General features: G+C 64.4%; 15 protein-coding genes. 12 read left to right on the forward strand and 3 right to left on the reverse strand.

All coding sequences use genetic code 11. The features are described from left to right. Nucleotides 1–64: 64 nt before the first annotated feature. The 3 genes from BMW90_RS08155 to BMW90_RS08165 form a co-directional block, all read right to left on the reverse strand. Nucleotides 65–601, reverse strand: coding sequence for a GNAT family N-acetyltransferase (locus BMW90_RS08155; protein ID WP_170850523.1), 537 nt, complete (start codon nt 599–601; stop codon nt 65–67). Further along, nucleotides 598–1992 carry an aspartate aminotransferase family protein gene (locus tag BMW90_RS08160; RefSeq protein WP_074836009.1) on the reverse strand — a complete coding sequence of 465 codons (1395 nt, stop codon included), beginning with the start codon at nt 1990–1992 and terminating at the stop codon, nt 598–600. Before BMW90_RS08160 ends, BMW90_RS08155 begins: the two co-directional genes overlap by 4 nt. An 85-nt stretch (nt 1993–2077) precedes the next feature. Further along, entirely contained in the window at nt 2078–2740 is a 663-nt protein-coding gene (locus BMW90_RS08165; protein ID WP_074836010.1) for a GntR family transcriptional regulator, read from the reverse strand. Between the two features lie 146 nt (nt 2741–2886). On the opposite strand from BMW90_RS08165, the gene BMW90_RS08170 reads away from it, so the two are divergent. The 12 genes from BMW90_RS08170 (at nt 2887) to BMW90_RS08225 (ending at nt 16762) form a co-directional block, all read left to right on the forward strand. Continuing rightward, a complete protein-coding gene (locus BMW90_RS08170; RefSeq protein WP_048533294.1) occupies nt 2887–3972 on the forward strand; it encodes a polyamine ABC transporter substrate-binding protein in 1086 nt (361 codons plus the stop codon). A 62-nt stretch (nt 3973–4034) separates the two neighbouring features. Continuing rightward, nucleotides 4035–5156, forward strand: a complete 1122-nt coding sequence (locus tag BMW90_RS08175; RefSeq protein WP_074836012.1) for an ABC transporter ATP-binding protein — start codon at nt 4035–4037, stop codon at nt 5154–5156. A gap of 215 nt (nt 5157–5371) precedes the next feature. Beyond that, nucleotides 5372–6262 carry an ABC transporter permease subunit gene (locus BMW90_RS08185; RefSeq protein WP_048533297.1) on the forward strand — a complete coding sequence of 297 codons (891 nt, stop codon included), beginning with the start codon at nt 5372–5374 and terminating at the stop codon, nt 6260–6262. Next, nucleotides 6259–7074: an ABC transporter permease gene (locus BMW90_RS08190; RefSeq protein ID WP_048533298.1), complete on the forward strand. Its 816-nt coding sequence runs from the start codon at nt 6259–6261 to the stop codon at nt 7072–7074. The genes BMW90_RS08185 and BMW90_RS08190 overlap by 4 nt, the downstream gene beginning before the upstream one ends. Continuing rightward, complete coding sequence (locus BMW90_RS08195) at nt 7074–8396, forward strand: NAD(P)/FAD-dependent oxidoreductase (protein ID WP_074836015.1); 1323 nt, start codon at nt 7074–7076, stop codon at nt 8394–8396. The genes BMW90_RS08190 and BMW90_RS08195 overlap by 1 nt, the downstream gene beginning before the upstream one ends. A gap of 148 nt (nt 8397–8544) precedes the next feature. Continuing rightward, nucleotides 8545–9621, forward strand: a complete 1077-nt coding sequence (locus BMW90_RS08200; protein ID WP_074836017.1) for a coiled-coil domain-containing protein — start codon at nt 8545–8547, stop codon at nt 9619–9621. 628 nt (nt 9622–10249) lie between these two features. After that, nucleotides 10250–11368: a hypothetical protein gene (locus BMW90_RS08205; protein ID WP_074836018.1), complete on the forward strand. Its 1119-nt coding sequence runs from the start codon at nt 10250–10252 to the stop codon at nt 11366–11368. 44 nt (nt 11369–11412) lie between these two features. Further along, the gene (locus BMW90_RS08210; RefSeq protein ID WP_074836020.1) at nt 11413–13350 is read left to right on the forward strand and encodes an AAA family ATPase; all 1938 of its coding nucleotides are present in this window, start codon (nt 11413–11415) and stop codon (nt 13348–13350) included. Between the two features lie 334 nt (nt 13351–13684). Further along, nucleotides 13685–14359: a hypothetical protein gene (locus tag BMW90_RS26310; RefSeq protein WP_139211265.1), complete on the forward strand. Its 675-nt coding sequence runs from the start codon at nt 13685–13687 to the stop codon at nt 14357–14359. Further along, on the forward strand, nt 14356–15690 hold the full coding sequence (locus tag BMW90_RS08215; protein WP_074836021.1) for a DUF6638 family protein: 1335 nt from the start codon (nt 14356–14358) through the stop codon (nt 15688–15690). Before BMW90_RS26310 ends, BMW90_RS08215 begins: the two co-directional genes overlap by 4 nt. Nucleotides 15691–15693: 3 nt before the next feature. Further along, nucleotides 15694–15969 carry a hypothetical protein gene (locus tag BMW90_RS08220; protein ID WP_074836023.1) on the forward strand — a complete coding sequence of 92 codons (276 nt, stop codon included), beginning with the start codon at nt 15694–15696 and terminating at the stop codon, nt 15967–15969. Between the two features lie 154 nt (nt 15970–16123). Then, nucleotides 16124–16762 (forward strand): DUF1523 family protein, encoded by a 639-nt coding sequence (locus tag BMW90_RS08225; RefSeq protein WP_048533307.1) that lies wholly within the window; start codon nt 16124–16126, stop codon nt 16760–16762. The last annotated feature ends 1 nt before the right edge of the window (nt 16763 follow it).

The following is a 16763-nucleotide window of genomic DNA, read 5'->3' on the forward strand; positions in this document are numbered from 1 at the left end:
ATCAGAGCCGCACCCGGAGTTTACCCCAAGCCGCGCGAATCCCGGCGCCCGGATGGCGGCCGCCTCAGCCCGGCCAATCCTGTCGGCGCATGCGATAGCAGAGGTAGTCCGCGGGCTGGACGCCGATGCTCAACCGCGCCGCGCCCATGCGCCGGGCGCCGATCTTCTCGGCGGCGCGTTGCGAACGCAGGTTGTCGACGCCGATATCGAGCCAGACCGCATCAAACCAGCGGAACACATGAGCAAACATCAGCACCTTCATCTCGCGATTGGCCGCCCCGCCCCAATGGGCGCGGGTCAGGAAAGTAAAGCCGATGGCCATGGTGCCGGGGCGTTCGGCCACCTCGTAAAATCGCGAGGCGCCGATGATCGCCCCGTTGCGCCGGTCGGTCACCGCCAGCGTGCCGCCCGCAGTGCGAAGAAAATCGAAATAGGGGTCGAAGGCCGCCCGCTCATGCCGCGTCCTGGCCGGATGCCCGGCCCAGATCAGCGGATCGCGGGCCGCGCGGTAGAGCCCGTCCCGGTCCTCCGCCCGCAAGGGCCGCAGGTGCAGCGTCTCGCCGGTCAGGACCGGTGCAAAGTCAAAGTCTGGCCCGGTCACGCCGCCGCCCAGAGCCCGTCCTTGCGGATTTTCTCATAGGTCTCGTCGAGCGACTTGCGGGCGCGGTCGATCAGGATGTCGATCTCGTCGCGGGTGATCACCAGCGGCGGGGCGATGATCATCCGGTCGCCAACATGGCGCATCACCAGGTTGTTGGCGAAACAGCGTTCGCGGCAGATATAACCCACCGTCCCCGCTTCGCCGGCAAACCCCGCACGGCTGGCCTTGTCGGGCGTCAGCGCGATCGACCCCATCAACCCGACGATCCGGGCTTCACCGACCAGCGGGTGATCTTCCAGCGCCTGCCATTTTTCTTTCAGATATGGCCCCGCCACATCGCGCACATGCTCAACCACCTTTTCCTCTTCGAGAATGCGCAGGTTCTCCAGCGCCACCGCGGCGGCGACGGGATGGCCGGAATAGGTGTAGCCGTGGTTGAACTCGTCCTTGGCAATGGTCTGGGCGACCTCGTCACAGACAATCGAGGCGCCGATCGGCGCATAGCCCGAGCTGAGCCCCTTGGCCACGGTCATGATATGCGGCCGGATGCCCATGGTCTGCGACCCGAACCAGTTGCCGGTGCGGCCAAAACCGCAGATCACCTCGTCGGCGATCAGCAGGATGCCGTAGTGGTCGCAGATACGCTGGATTTCCGGCCAGTAGGTCTCGGGCGGCACGATCACCCCGCCGGCGCCCTGCACCGGCTCGCCGATAAAGGCCGCCACGCGCTCGGGCCCATGCTCCTTGATCGCCGTTTCCAGCTCGCGCGCGCGGGCGAGGCCGAAGTCGGCCGGATCGCTGTCGCCGCCCTCGGCCCACCAGTTGGGCTGGTTGATGTGGTGGATGTCGGGGATCGGCAGGCCGCCCTGGGCATGCATGCCCGCCATGCCGCCCAGCGAGCCGGAGCCCATGGAGGAGCCATGATAAGCATTCTTGCGCGACAGGATGATGTTGCGTTCCGGCTGGCCCTTCATCGCCCAGTAGTGGCGCACCATGCGGATGTTGGTGTCATTCGCTTCGGAGCCGGAGCCGGCAAAGAACACATGGTTGAGATCATCCGGCGCCAGTTCGGCCAGCTTTTTCGCCAGCGCGATGGCGGGCACATGGGTGGTCTGAAAGAAGGTGTTGTAGAACGGCAGCTCGCGCATCTGCCGCGCCGCCACCTCGGCCAGCTCGTCCCGGCCATAGCCGATGGCCACGCACCAGAGCCCGGCCATACCGTCGAGGATCTCCTGCCCGTCGCTGTCGGTGATCCAGACCCCGTTGGCGCGCGTGATGACCCGCGCGCCCTTTTCCGCCAGCCCCTCGCCCTCGGTAAACGGGTGCATGTGATGGGCGGCGTCCAGCGCCTGAAGCTCTTCGGTCGGAAGGTGATTGGTGATCATGTTCATCGGGCTCACTCCTCGCGCGCCATGGTTTGCGGAGAGAATATGATCAAATTATCCGCTGTCAATCGAATCGAGCGCCGCCGGCGCGTCATTCCACCGATTGCTGGATATGTTCCATGCCCTGACGCACGTCATCCTCCATCGCGCGGGCCACGGCTTCGGTATCGCCGGCCGCCAGCGCGGCGAGAATCGCCTTGTGCTGATCGGGCAGGCTCTGGGTGCCGTAGCGGCCACAGACCACCCGCAGCGAGGGGCCAAAACGCAGCCAGAGCCCCTCGGCCAGATCGAGCAGGATCGGTGCCCCGGCCAGGGCGTTCAGGCCGGCGTGAAAGCGGTAGTTTTCCTCGAGATAGCCGCGCACGTCGCCGCTGTTGATGGCGGCGTCGAGCCGGTCGTCGATGGCGCGCAGGTCGGCGATATCCTCTGCCGTCGCAAAGCCGCAGGCGCGTCGCGCCAGCTCCGGCTCGATCGCCACCCGGGCGTGGATCAGCTCGCTCACCGCTCCGGCATCGAGCCGCGGCACACAGACCCGGCGGTTGCCCTGAAAGGTCAGGGCGCCCTCGGCGGTCAGCCGGCGGATCGCCTCGCGCACCGGCGTCATGCCGGCGTCGAGCCGGGCGGTCAGCCCCTGGATGGTGATCGGGGCGCCGGGCGGCATTTCGCCAAACAGCAGCAGCGCCCGCAATTGCCGGTAAACCCGTTCATGCGCCGGCAGCCCGGGCTTGTCTGGCTGGGTGTCGATCTGGTTCATGCGCTCAATTTATCACCATCTTATGGGGTCTTGCGACTTTACCGCGCCCGATGCAGCATTTCCATATTGCCTGATACGGCATAATTTGATCAAATCAAGGGAAGGTGGCAAGCAAAATGACCGCCAGAACCCAACGGGAGTCAAATATGAAGAATGCACTCATGCTCTGCACCGCGGCGCTGGCGCTTGGCGCCTCGATGGCGGCGGCGGAAGAGGTCCGGGTCTACAACTGGTCGGATTACATCGACGAGGCCCTGCTGGAGAAATTCGAACAGGAGACCGGGCTCGAGCTGGTCTATGACGTCTTCGACAGCAACGAGGTGCTCGAGACCAAGATGCTGGCCGGCGGCTCGGGTTATGACGTTGTGGTGCCCACCGGCACCTTCCTGCAACGGCAGATCGCGGCCGGCGCCTTTCAGCCGCTCGACAAGTCGAAGCTCTCCAATCTCGACAACATGTGGGATGTGATCTCGGATCGTACCGCGAAATACGACCCCGAAAACGCCCATGCGATCAACTACATGTGGGGCACCACCGGGCTTGGGGTGAACCTCGGCAAGGTGCGCGAAGTGCTGGGCGAGGATGCCCCGGTCGACAGCTGGGATCTGGTATTCAAGGCGGAGAACATGGAAAAGCTGGCCGAGTGCGGCGTGCATTTCCTCGACGCTCCGGCAGAGATGATCCCGGCGGCGCTGAACTACATCGGCGAAGACCCCGACAGCCATGACCCCGAGGTGATCGCCAAGGCGGAAGCGGTCTATGAACCGGTCCGGCCCTTTATCCAGAAGTTCCATTCCTCGGAATACATCAATGCGCTGGCCAATGGCGACATCTGCGTCGCGGTCGGCTGGTCGGGCGACGTGCTTCAGGCACGCGACCGCGCGGCCGAGGCCGACAACGGCGTCGAGATCGGCTATTTCGCACCCAATGAAGGGGCGCAGATGTGGTTCGACATGATGGCCATTCCGGTCGATGCGCCGAACCCCGAGGGCGCCCACACGTTCCTGAACTTCATCATGGATGCCCAGAACATGGCGGCGGCGTCGAACTACGTCTACTACGCCAACGGCAACCTAGCCGCGCAGGAGTTTCTGGCCGAGGACGTGATCACCGATCCGGCGATCTATCCGACGCCGGCGGCGATGGACAACACCTATACCACCACGCCCTACCCGCCGAAGGTACAGCGCGTGGTCACCCGTCTCTGGACCAAGATCAAGTCCGGCACCTGAGCCTGACGAAGCGGCCCGCGCCTGGCAAGGCGCGGGCCTTTTTTCTGCGAGCAGGAGATATCATGGCCGAACCCGTCTTTGCCCCCTGGACCGATCCGAACGAAAAGCCATTGATCCAGTTCAAGGGCGTGACCAAGCGGTTTGGCGATTTCACCGCCATCGACAACCTGACCCAGGACATCTACGCCCGCGAATTCTTTGCCCTGCTCGGCCCCTCGGGCTGTGGCAAGACAACGATGATGCGGATGCTGGCCGGGTTCGAGACGCCAAGCGAAGGCCAGATCCTCATCGCCGGGCAAGACATGTCGCGGGTGCCGCCGAACAAGCGCGCGGTCAACATGATGTTCCAGTCTTACGCGCTGTTTCCGCATCTGACGGTGTTCGACAACATCGCCTTTGGCCTGAAACGCGAGGGCAAACCCAAGGACGAGATCGAGGCCCGCGTCGCTGAAATGCTGCGGCTGACCCGGCTGGAACGTTTTGCCCAGCGCAAACCGCACCAGATTTCCGGCGGCCAGAGGCAGCGCGTGGCGCTGGCGCGGTCGCTGGCCAAGGCGCCCAAGCTGCTGCTGCTCGACGAGCCGCTGGGCGCGCTCGATGCCAAGCTGCGCCAGCAGACCCAGTTCGAGCTGGTCGACATCCAGGAAAAGACCGGCACCACCTTCGTGATCGTCACCCACGACCAGGAAGAGGCGATGACAGTGGCCTCCCGCGTGGCGGTGATGGACGAGGGCCGGATCGTGCAGGTGGCGACGCCCTCGGAGATCTACGAACAGCCGAATTCGGTCTATGTGGCTGATTTCATTGGCGAAGTGAACATCATCAACGGCGTGGCTACGCCGCAAGGCGATGGCTATGACATCGCCTGGGCCGAAAGCCAGCCGCCGCTGCATGCCCAGACGACACGCGGATTTTCCGACGGCCAGAGCTGTCACCTTGCAATCCGGCCGGAAAAGATATCGATCAGCACCGAGGAGCCCGAGACCCGCAACAAGGTGCGCGGCACGGTGCATGACATCGCCTATCTCGGCAATCTCTCCACCTATCACGTCCGGGTGCCGGGCGAACGCATCATCAAGGCCCAGACCGCCAACACCCGCCGGTTGTCACGCCGCGCGCTGACCTGGGAAGACGACGTCTGGCTGAGCTGGACCGACACCGCCGCCGTGATGCTGGAGGAGTAGGAGATGGGGCAGGAGACCGGCCAGACGGCGCGCCTTCACCCCGCGCGAAGCTCTCAAGACGGCGGGCCGCAGGCCCGCACGGCGCTCGACACCCGCCAAAAGGCCCGCCTGCGCGCTGCCCGACCTCGGGCGGGCTTCGCGCCCTGGAGCCAGGGTGGCCCTGCGAACCTCGAGCGGTCTGGCGCCGTTACCCATTTCCCCAAGGAGGCCCCCACATGCGCCGCCTGACCCTGATCGCCATTCCCTACCTCTGGCTGCTGGCGCTCTTTCTCGTGCCGTTTCTCATCGTCCTGAAAATCTCCCTGTCGGACACCGCCATCGCCATCCCGCCTTACACGCCGACACTCGATCTTTCCGAGGGCTGGGCCGGCTTCAAGGCCTTCCTGTCGCAGCTCGACATGGAGAATTTCACCTGGCTCACCCAGGATGACCTCTACTGGAAAGCCTATCTCTCCAGCGTCCGCATCGCCTTCATCTCGACGATCCTGACCCTGATCGCGGGCTACCCCATCGCCTATGCCATGGCCCGCGCCGCGCCGGAATGGCGGCCGACGCTCCTGATGCTGGTGATCCTGCCGTTCTGGACCTCGTTCCTGATCCGGGTCTACGCTTGGATGGGGATCCTGTCGAACGAAGGTCTGCTCAACAGCCTGCTGATCCAGATCGGCCTGATCTCGGAGCCGCTGACCATCCTCAACACCAACACGGCCGTCTATATCGGCGTGGTCTATACCTATCTGCCCTTCATGATCCTGCCGATCTATTCGGCGCTGGAAAAAATGGATGACAGCCTGCTCGAAGCCGCCGAAGACCTTGGCTGCTCGCGGCTGCAAGCTTTCTGGCTGGTCACCGTGCCGCTTTCGAAACAGGGCATCATCGCCGGCTGTTTCCTGGTTTTCATCCCGGTGGTGGGCGAATTCGTCATCCCCTCGCTGCTGGGCGGCTCGGGCACGCTGATGATCGGCAAGGTGCTGTTCGAAGAGTTCTTCAACAACCGCGACTGGCCGGTTGCATCGGCCGTGGCGGTGATCCTGCTGTTGATCCTGATCGTGCCCATCGTGCTGTTCCAGCGCAACGAGCAGAAGCAACGGGAGGCCGAGGGATGAAACGCTTTTCCGCCTTCAACGCCGTGTCGCTGACGCTGGGGTTCGCCTTTCTCTACCTGCCGATGATCATCCTGGTGATCTACAGCTTCAACGCCTCCAAGCTGGTCACCGTCTGGGCCGGGTTCTCGACCCGCTGGTACGCCGAGCTGTTGCAGAACGAGGCCTTTCTCGACGCGGCCTGGGTCACCATCCGCGTCGCCGTCGTCTCCTCCACCATCGCGACGGTGTTGGGCACCATGGCGGCCTATGTGCTGGTGCGCGCCGGGCGGTTTCATGGCCGCACGCTGTTTTCCGGCATGATCTACGCACCGCTGGTGATGCCAGAGGTGATCACCGGGCTGTCGCTGCTGCTGCTCTTCATCGGCATCGGGCTCGACCGGGGCATCCTGACCATCATCCTCGCGCATACGACGTTCTCCATGTGCTACGTCTCGGTCGTGGTTTCGTCGCGGCTGGTCAGCTTCGACCGTTCGTTGGAAGAAGCCGCCTTGGACCTCGGCTGCACGCCGTTCGAGGCGTTCCGGCTGGTCACCCTGCCGATCATCGCCCCGGCGGTGATTTCGGGCTGGCTTCTGGCCTTCACCCTGTCGCTCGACGACCTGGTGATCGCGTCCTTCACCGCCGGACCCTCGGCCACCACCCTGCCGATCAAGATCTTCTCGGCCGTGCGGCTGGGTGTCAGCCCCGAGATCAACGCGCTGTCGACGATCATGATCGGGATCGTCACCCTGGGCGTGATCACCGCCTCGCTGGTGTCGAAACGCGCCAGCATCCGGCAACAGGCCGAGGCCCAGGCCGCCGTCCGTGCCTGATGCAACGGCTCTACGAGGATCACGCCTATTCCGACGCGCCGCTGTCGGGATGCCTGTGGACTGCCGATGCGGCCCCGGCGCGCGCGGCCTTTGACGGGCCGCAAAGCACCGAGGTCGCGGTGATCGGCGGCGGCTTCACCGGGCTCTCGGCGGCGCTGCATCTGGCGGAGGCCGGCACGGAAGTGACGCTGCTCGAGGCGCGCCACATCGGCTGGGGCGCTTCGGGGCGCAATGGCGGCTTCTGCTGTCTCGGCGGCGGCATGATCTCCAATCCGCAGCTCGCGCGCCGTTTCGGACCCGAGGCCCCGGCGATTTACCGTGCCGCCGAGAAAGCCGCCGTGGCGCTGGTGGCCGAGCGTCTGGCGCGCCACGGCATCGACGCCGAAACCCATTCCGAGGGCGAGACCCTGCTCGCCCACACCCCGCGCCACATGGCCGCGCTGCGCCGCGAGCTGCCGCATGTCGCCGAGGTCTATGGCGTCACGCCCCAATTGCACGAACCAGCCGATCTCGCTGGCCTTGGGATCACCGGTCCGTTCCATGGCGGGATGACGATCCCGCTGGGCTTCGCGCTCAACCCGCGCAAATATGTCAACGGCCTCGCCGGCGCAGCCGAGGCGGCCGGCGCCAGGTTGCATGACGCCAGCCCGGTCACCGCCATCACCCAGGGCGACGGCTTTACCCTGACCACGCCCAAGGGTCCGCTGAAAGCGAAACGGCTGATCCTCGCCACCAACGGCTATTCCAGCGACGACATCCCCGGCTGGCTGCGCGCCCGCTACATGCCGCTGCAATCCAACATCCTCGCCACCCGTCCGCTGACCGAGGCCGAACTGTCCGCCCAGGGCTGGACCTCGCGGCAGATGGCCTATGACACCCGTAGACTGCTGCATTACTTCCGCCTGCTGCCGGACAACCGCTTTCTCTTCGGCATGCGCGGCGGCACCTTTACGACGCCCCGTGCCAATGCCCAGTTCCGCTGCAAGATCGAGGCCGATTGCGACGCCATGTTCCCAGCCTGGGCGCAGGTGGAGCGGCCGCATTTCTGGTCGGGCCTCGTCTGCCTCGCGCGCAACCGCACACCCTTTGTCGGCCCGATCCCCGAGATGCCCGGCGCATTCGCCGGCCTCGCCTTTCACGGCAATGGCGTCGCCATGGGCAGCTATGCCGGCCGTCTGCTCGCCGACCTGGTCCGCGACAAACAGCCCGACGCGCCCTACCCGGCCGCCTTTGCCACACCACCGCGCCGCTTCCCGTTGGGCCGCCACCGCCGGGCGCTGCTGGCCCTGGCGACCGGGGTGATGTCGCTGCTGGACAGGTAGCCCGAGCCAGCGGCGGGGCAGGAATTTCAGACCTTCCCAACAGGGGGAACATTTGCCAGACTTTCCCCAAGGCCAGCGCATCGCCCCGATCTAAATACGCATAACATTACCTATATTCACCAGATACATTCGCAACAGGAAGCCACCCATGTCCAATTTCGACACGCAGCTGCGCGAAAGCCAGGCCCAGGTGGCCGAGGCCCAATCCAAGATCTCCGAGATCACCAGCCGGATCGAGACCGCGCGGGAAAAGATGAAACAGGGCACCGAGGCCGCAATCGACGTGGAAAACGCCACACTCGAGGATGTGCATGCCCATACCGAGGTGATGAACGCCAATATCGCCGAGCTGATCATGGGGCTTGACGATGTCACCGCCGCCTTTTCCCGCGATTTCGACGAGATGCGGTCCAAGACCGGCTGGGAGAGCTTTGTCGGTTTTTTCTCCAAGGACCGGTCCGACGCCCTGCGGCAGGAGCGGATGAAGACCGCCAATATCGATGACAAGCTGCAAGACCTGATTTCCAAGTCCGACATCATCACCAAGCTGCTGGAAAGCCAGCTTGCGGTGCTCAACGACCAGAAGGACCGGGTGGAGAGCAATCTCACCGAGACGCTGGACGAACGCGAGTTTACCGTCGGCGAGCTTGAGGCCACCAAGGCGGAGATCCTCGCCATGGACCCCGAGATCATCGCGTTGGAAAACAAGATCGCCGTCGAACAGGATGCCAGCGCCCGCACCCGGCTCGAAACCGAACTGGCCGATCTGAACAAGGCCTACAACGAACGGGTGCAGCAGGAACAAGTCAAGCTGGCCAAGAGCCAGACGCTGGAGCGCTACATCGAAAAGGGCAAGAGCTGGGTCGACAGCCTGCAAAACCAGGCGGCGACGCAGATGGTGCTGATCAACAAGCTTCAGACCGACACCCGGCAGCGGGTGGTGCTCTATGACGCCCTGACCAAATCTCTGAAGACCGCGCAACAGCAGGACGTGGCGCACCGGATCAACGAGATCGGGGTCAAGACCGATCAGGAGGCCCAGACCGCGATGGCCGCCATCGGCACCGCGACCAACCAGAAGATGGCCGACATGCTCGAGGCGCATGAGGATCACATGGTCTTTGCCCGCGACGTGCTCGAGGCCAAGGCCAAAGCCGACGAGCGTTTCGCCCGCCGCTTTGCCGAGATCGTCGAAAAACACGACAGTAACGCCTACGGCGCCTGATGCCCTTTATCGTGAAAGGGCTGAGCCAGCCGATGCAACCTTCGCCGGACCGCGACACACGGCCGGCCCCGCCGCCGACACCCCCGTCCCAGGCCCGCCCCGGGACCTCCTGGCCCGCCACAGACGCGAGGCCCCGGATCAGGTCCGGGGCGCGAGGTGACATTTCGACATCGCTGAGCCACCCAATGCAACTCCCGCCCGACCGCGACGCACGACCGGTCCCGCCCCCGACACCCCCGTCCCGGGCTCGCCCCGGGACCTCCTGGCCCGCCACTGACGCGAGGCCCCGGATCAGGTCCGGGGCGCGAGGTGACATTTCGACATCGCTGGGCTACCCGATGCAACCGCCGCCCGACCACGTTGCACGACCGGTCCCGCCCCCGACACCCCCGTCCCGGGCCCGCCCCGGGACCTCCTGGCCGGCCACAGACGCGAGGCCCCGGATCACGTCCGGGGCGCAAGGCGGCATCCCATCACGGCAGAGCCGCCAAACCGGTCGCGGCCTTGTCGCCCCCGCGTCGCACCGCCCGCCCCGCTCCCGACGCCCCCTTCCCGGGCCTGCCCCGGGACCTCTTGGCTCACCATTGGCACGAGGCCCCGGATCACGTCCGGGGCGCGAGGTGGCATCGTGACCAACCCGGCCCAGGACCATCGCGGCCTCACCGACCTCCTCGCCTCGCGCCGCTATTTCCGCAAGTTCGAGACGATCACCACCCATCTCGGCCGGGTGGCGGCGGTGATGGAGGCTGAGGGCAGCCTGAGCCGCGAAGACGTCAAGATCCTCGCGCGCTACATTCGCGGCATCGCCTACACCTTCAAGGCGCTGAGCATGAAGTACCTGCTGGTCGGCCGCGACACCGGCCAGTTCTTTGGCTCGCTGGCCATCGACGCCACCGAGAGCGGCTTTCCGACCTTTCAGGAGCTGCTGGTCATGGCCAATGACGCGCAGCAGGCCGAGGCGCATCTGGAAAACATGCCCGGGATCGCGGCGCTGAAGGACCGGATGGTCCGCCAGATCGTCTCGGAACAGGCGATCCCGACCCGGCTGCAATTCGCCCTGTCGCAGCGGCTCTATTACGAGGAGCTGCTCGGGGGCCATCTGTTCTGGGCCCGGATGGACCCGCGCATCGACTGGGTCGAGGGTTTCGAGGGGCGGCGCAAGTACCGCATTTACTGGGCGGTCTATGACGGCCAGATTAACCTGCCGACGATCTACGTGCTCGAACTGGACGACACCGGCCGCACCGCCCTGCCCAAGGACGAGCGCCGCTGGCCCGAGGTGCAGCGGCATCTGATGGCGCAATCGCTTGGCGCACTGAAGCTATTGACCATCGCCCGGGGCTTCGACGAGAGCTTTGACGATCTCCACCCCAAACGCCTGCGCCGGTTCCACATCGGGCCGATGTATTCGCACAGCTTCACCCGCCAGTCCGGGCCGATCCGCGACGTGCTGGCCGAGGCGAAATCGCCGCCGGGCGAAGACTGGACGCTCGCCTGGACCTCGGAAATGCTGCGCAGCGAAGACGTGACCGAAACCCGCGCCGGCTGGTTTTCGACCGTGGAGCGCGAGATGTTTGCGCTCGATCCCTTCTCGGGCCGGGGCGTCGACACCGGCGCCACCGAGACCCAGCGCGCCATCATCCTGCCGCAGCGCCCGTTTCAGGTGCTGGCGGAAAAGAACCCGCCGGGCTTTGCCGCGGTGCGCAAGTTCGTCGTCAGCCCGGGCGGACGGGTGTTGTCCTATTGACCCGGACGCCGGGCAAAGGCCCGGCCCCGTTTGGAGAAAATCGCATGAGCCAGACCACCGACCAGATGGAGCTTCGCGAAGAGGACATCCGGAAACACTACCCCGCCGCCACGGCGCTTCTGACCGGGTTCGATCACACCCCGCGCATTGCCACCGCCACGGCTCCCGCAAGGGCGCAGGAGCGCTCCCCCGGCATTCCCCGCAGCTTGCGGTTCCGCTCCACCACCCCCGGCCTCGCCACCCGCCGCACCGCCGCCAAACACGGCGTCAGCCTGCGCGCCACGATCGAGGCGGCAGACGCCGACGATGCCCTTACGACGCCCCTGCAAGCCACCGCTTTGCACGCCCTGCGCCGCGCCATCGCCATCGCCCAGGCCATGGGCGAGGCCTATGCCGAGGCCACCGGCCTTGCCGATCTGAAACGCGCCAACCTCGCACATGCCCTGCCCGCCAACCGCAAGACCGAATTCTCCGAGCGTCTGAGTGCCGAGGCGCTGATCACCGCCCATTGCTGGGCCAATGCCACCGCCTATCTGCTGTCGCCCCACGCCTCCGAAACCAGCGTCGAGGTCGGCGAGGTCGAGGAGCTGATCCCCGACAATGCCCAGATCGCGCTGCACGGCCTCCTGTGGGAACTGGAACAGGACATCGACACCCACGCCCCCGACGATGCCCATCTGATTGCCACCCTGACTGCCTTTGCCGAGCAGGTGATGGACAAGGTGAGCTTGCGCAGCCAGGCCGCCCCCCACCTCGCGCCGTTCCAGAACGCGACGTGGCAGGTCGAGGCCGACGGTCTGACGATCCGCGGCTTCACCCCGGCGGCCAAGGCCAAATCCACCACGCTCACCATGACCTTCAAGAAGCCGCATGAGGTGGTCGGCAACCATATCGCCAAGTACCAGGCGATGAAGCTGTCCAAGATGCTGATGGCCTATGACTTCGACCGCCGGCTCAACCCCTTTGCCGAACTGGGCGGCTTCATTTTCACCTTCATGGGCGACGGCAAGCCGGGCACCGGCAAGACCACGCTGATCCAGATGATGGCCGGGCTGATCAACGACTATTGCAAGGTGGCCGACTACCCGTTCCGCTACCAGAATCTGTCAACTGACAACATCGACAGCTACCAGGGCAAATCGGGCCAGAACGCCAAGGCCTTCATCAACACGATCGTCGACCCGAACGTCATCGGCTTCGGCACCATCGACGACATCGACCAGCTTGCCGGCAAACGCGGCGACCGGCAGTCCTCGGCCGGCCAGCACGAGATCACCGCCGTCCTGATGGAGAGCTTTGCCGGCGCCAATACCGTGGTGCGCGGCAATTGCACCTTCGGCATGTTCTCGAACTACCCCGAGAACGTCGACGACGCGCTGCGCCAGCGCGCCGGGGCGCGGTTTCTCGTCGACGGGCCGCAAACGCGCGAGGATTACATCGACATCCTGCATCTGCTGATGGGCAAGGGCCACGATATCCCCCTGGGCGACCACCAGGCCTTTGCCGCGCAAGAGATCAAACGCGCCGTCGCCGCCAGCTTCGAAAGCCACGCCCGTCCGCATGAGGAGGGCCTGCTGCGTGTCTTCGACCGGGTGCACGCGCAGGTCGGCGCGCTGGACACGATTGCCAGGATGGGCAGCTATCTGAAGGCCATCCAGCAGGCCGACCCGCGCTTTACCGGCCGGGCGATCAAGAACATCACCGATGCGGTCAAGGTGCGTTCGATGGATTTCGAGCTTCCGGACACATGGATGGAGGACCCGACGCTGTTCCTGCACCAGCCTTATGACACCAAATTGGCGATGATTTCCGAGCTGCGCGTGCCGGTGACGCCGGAGATGGTGATCCAGGAGATCAACCGCTACGCCGACAGCGAATTCCGCTACGCCGACAAATCCGACGAGGCGGCCATCGCGGCCATGGTGCGGGAGTATGGCCGGCAGGAAGAGGCAAAGCGGCGATATCTGGAGGGCAAGGCGTGATCCCTGCGTTTTCCCGTCCCGGACCTGATCCGGGACCTCGTCGTGAAGTTGGCCAAGAGGCCCCGGATCCCGTCCGGGACGGCGCCAATGCGCCGAAGGCCGCACCCGAGCTAGAGAGCGCATACGGGTCGCCGGGTAAATGCGCCCGCCTTGAAGCATCGATGTCGCGCGACACCGCCGTTGCGCTTTCCGGGGGAGGGTTCGAGGGCCGCTCCGAACCGATATGGGGTAGCGTTTCGCCCGAGAAAGGTCGGAGACCCAGACGGCCGCGGCCCAGGTGCACCCGGGTAGACCAAATGCCGGAAGAAAATACAATTTGGAAAAAGGATCGAGCATGCACGAAATCGATTTTTCCTCAGTGGACAGAGCGAACCAATCTAGACTGGTGCTGGCGTACCGCTCGGCATCTCTGCTCGCTTCGGTTGCCTATCATCCATCAGGCTCGGAAGAAGAAGAAATTGCCGCAGCTCAATTGTGCAAAATTACCTCTGCGCTGGTTGGGGGTCTGGCGGTTCTAGCCAAAACTAAGAATGCATACTGCGTAGCAGCGATTGCGCGTCAACTAGTCGAGGTCGAATACTTAATGTATGCTTTCTATAAAGGTCATAGAGCGTTCAAAGAATGGTTCCAGTCTTCAAAAAAGGAACGATTGAACTCTTGGTCACCTCGTCATTTCTACAACATTCCGGGCAGCCCTTTCTCAAAAGAGGAATACGGCGATCATTGTGACTTCGGTGGACATCCAACGCCAAACGGCGTGAAGTTGACCGCATTTTCCGATAGCGAATGCGAAGAACTCTTTTGTGAAGCACTGCAACACGTTCATAAAATTATGCTTTATCTGCACAAGTGGATTGCAGAAAATTATCCCGTGCGAGGAACACTTGAAACTAATGAGTGGGCCAATCTGGGGTTAGACTTTCAAAGATTCTTCAAAGAAGACCCAACTTACAAATCTATATTATTTCGCTTTGAAAAATGGACACTCGACGGGCAGCCACGGAAATGAACCGCCTCATCCAATCCGGCCTCATGTTCGGCAACCTGATCCGCGTCGACAGCCCCGCGCTCATCGACCGTTACAACCGCGCGCTCCAGCATCTGACCGGGCAGCAGACCGCCCTCACGGAATTCCACATCGACATCTCCGGCTTCTCCCCGGAAATCGGCGACGAGCTGGGCGATCCGCTCTATCTCAATCACCATGGCGTCAACCGGCAGTTCATCCTGCTCACCACCGAGCAGAAGACCGCGCCGCTGCTCGATGCCACCTTCTCCACCAGCCGCACCATTCTCAGACAGTTCATCGAAACCAACGAGGCCCAGCTCTTTGCGCTCACCGCCCGCGATGCCGTCGCCGGCGAGTTGGTGAATTCGGTCTTCAGCCTGACCACGCCCGCCCGCCTGCTCGACATCCGCAAGATCACCGTCGAGGCCGACACCACCGGCGGCACGTTGCGGCAGGCGCGGGAGCTGGCGGAAATGGTCGATGAGTTCAAGACCCGCGAGGATGCCTGGTTCGATGACCCGCTGATCGCACGGATGATCGGCGCGGCGCGGAACACCGGCGACATCCTGCGCAACCCGGTGCTGCTCGAGACCATGAGCTTCGAGACGCAGAATTTCTGGACCAGCCATTTCGGAGGCTGCTACCTGTTCCGCGCGGTCGATCGGCCGGCGCTGATCACCGCCGGCGACAAGACCGCGCTGCGAGACCTGCCGATCGGCGCGGTTTTCGACCTGTCGGACCGCAGCCGCATCGCCCGCTTTCTCGAAAGCAACCGCCTGGTCGAACCCATCGTCACCGCGCCCGGCCTCGACGCCGCCGCCATCCTGCGGCAAAAGATGGATTTCGTCGTCGTCGACGCCGCCCAGGACGCCGGGATCGATCTCACCGGGGCGACGCGGCGCGACATCCGCCACCTGGCGCGGCGCCACGCCGGCCAATTGCCCGAGGCCTATCACGGGCTGGGCCGGCTGGTGCACTGGGCCGAGGGCGCCGGCGACTGGCCGCGCATCACCTCGGAGCACCCGTCCTATTTCCTGTCGCTGCGCGCCGCCGACACGCCCGACCGCGACCTCGTCAACATGCTGCTGGCCGAGCTGGCCCCGCGCGACATCCGCCAGCTCTTCATCTGCCACAAGCAACTGTTCTATCAGCTCTATCGCGCCTGGTCCGAGACCAAGCGCAGCTATGTTGTCGATTTCCTGACCCGTGAATATCAGGTGGACAAGGCCGGGGCGCGTGCCGCACTCTTTGGCCATGAGCCCCCGATGCAAGAGCCGGGCGACGACCTGATCGCCCGGGTCGGCCCCTGGGGCGCGGTAAAAGGACGTTAGACGATGCTGGCATTCCTGAAACTCGCGGGCCTGGGCTTTCTCCTTCTCACCGTGGTCTATATCTGCCTGTCGCTCTATTCCCGCGCGATCCGCCGCGACAAGCTCGAGGCGCAATGGGAGGCCGACGGTTTCGAAGGCGACGAGGCGACCCGCCGCTCCTTTGTCGAGGACGGGCTTGCCGAATACGACAAATCCCTGCGCCGCAAGCTGATCCTCGGGGTCTATGTCGTGCCGCTGGTGCTGATCACCGCGGTGATCTATTTCACCAACTTCCACTAGCGTCCGCCGGCCCGGCCCCTCGCGGGCCGAACCATCGTCGCGCGCCCCTGTGTCGCGGTCTGAAAATCTCCGGCGGGCGGGCTCAAGCCGCCGGCAGATGTTTCCAAATGCCCGGCAAGGCACTACATATCCAGTAAATCACGGGGCCTCTCACATGCGTTACATCAAATGGTTTTTCATCCTGGCCTTCTGGGCCCTGGTTGGCGCCTTTTTCCACTACACCCTGCCGCAGCATGACGTGGCGCGTATCACCGATACCGAGATCCGCCGGGTGGATTTCGGCGAGAACTCGATTTTCTGGTCCAGCCCCGACAGCGGCAATGCCACCGGTCAGGTCAACCGCGACGTCTTTTTCATCCAGACGATCCGCGACAATGGCCGGCCGATGGTCTATCGCAACGAGGATACCGGCTGGGGCTGGCCGCCCTATTTCAAGTTCGACACCGCCAACCTGCAAACCGAGGCCGCCGACCTGCGCTCGACCTCGGACAACCCGCGCTGGGTGGTGATCAGACATTACGGCTGGCGCAACGAATTTCTGTCGATCTATCCCAACGCCGTCGACGTGCGGCGGGTGGACAGCCCCGACGTGACGATCATCCCCTGGACCAACATCATCATCCTGACGCTGACGGCGCTGGTGTTCTGGGCGATCTACGTGCGCTGGCGGCGGTTCCGCAGACGGCGCATCGATCCGATGCTCGAGGATGTCGAGGAAGGCTTTGCCGATGCCTCCGACGCGGTGAAAGGCACCGGAAGCCGGATGCGCGGCTGGTTCGGCGGCCGCAAGTAAG

This window comes from Marinovum algicola, from assembly GCF_900109145.1.
GTDB classification, from domain to species: Bacteria; Pseudomonadota; Alphaproteobacteria; order Rhodobacterales; family Rhodobacteraceae; genus Marinovum; species Marinovum algicola.

Bases quoted from the DNA above. Each gene is read 5' to 3' on its own strand.
- BMW90_RS08215 (WP_074836021.1), top strand. From the start codon at position 14,356: ATGAACCGCCTCATCCAATCCGGCCTCATGTTCGGCAACCTGATCCGC.
- BMW90_RS08200 (WP_074836017.1), top strand. From the start codon at position 8,545: ATGTCCAATTTCGACACGCAGCTGCGCGAAAGCCAGGCCCAGGTGGCC.
- BMW90_RS08170 (WP_048533294.1), top strand. From the start codon at position 2,887: ATGAAGAATGCACTCATGCTCTGCACCGCGGCGCTGGCGCTTGGCGCC.
- BMW90_RS08175 (WP_074836012.1), top strand. From the start codon at position 4,035: ATGGCCGAACCCGTCTTTGCCCCCTGGACCGATCCGAACGAAAAGCCA.
- BMW90_RS08185 (WP_048533297.1), top strand. From the start codon at position 5,372: ATGCGCCGCCTGACCCTGATCGCCATTCCCTACCTCTGGCTGCTGGCG.
- BMW90_RS08165 (WP_074836010.1), bottom strand. From the start codon at position 2,740: ATGAACCAGATCGACACCCAGCCAGACAAGCCCGGGCTGCCGGCGCAT.
- BMW90_RS08210 (WP_074836020.1), top strand. From the start codon at position 11,413: ATGAGCCAGACCACCGACCAGATGGAGCTTCGCGAAGAGGACATCCGG.
- BMW90_RS26310 (WP_139211265.1), top strand. From the start codon at position 13,685: ATGCACGAAATCGATTTTTCCTCAGTGGACAGAGCGAACCAATCTAGA.
- BMW90_RS08195 (WP_074836015.1), top strand. From the start codon at position 7,074: ATGCAACGGCTCTACGAGGATCACGCCTATTCCGACGCGCCGCTGTCG.
- BMW90_RS08220 (WP_074836023.1), top strand. From the start codon at position 15,694: ATGCTGGCATTCCTGAAACTCGCGGGCCTGGGCTTTCTCCTTCTCACC.
- BMW90_RS08225 (WP_048533307.1), top strand. From the start codon at position 16,124: ATGCGTTACATCAAATGGTTTTTCATCCTGGCCTTCTGGGCCCTGGTT.
- BMW90_RS08190 (WP_048533298.1), top strand. From the start codon at position 6,259: ATGAAACGCTTTTCCGCCTTCAACGCCGTGTCGCTGACGCTGGGGTTC.
- BMW90_RS08160 (WP_074836009.1), bottom strand. From the start codon at position 1,992: ATGAACATGATCACCAATCACCTTCCGACCGAAGAGCTTCAGGCGCTG.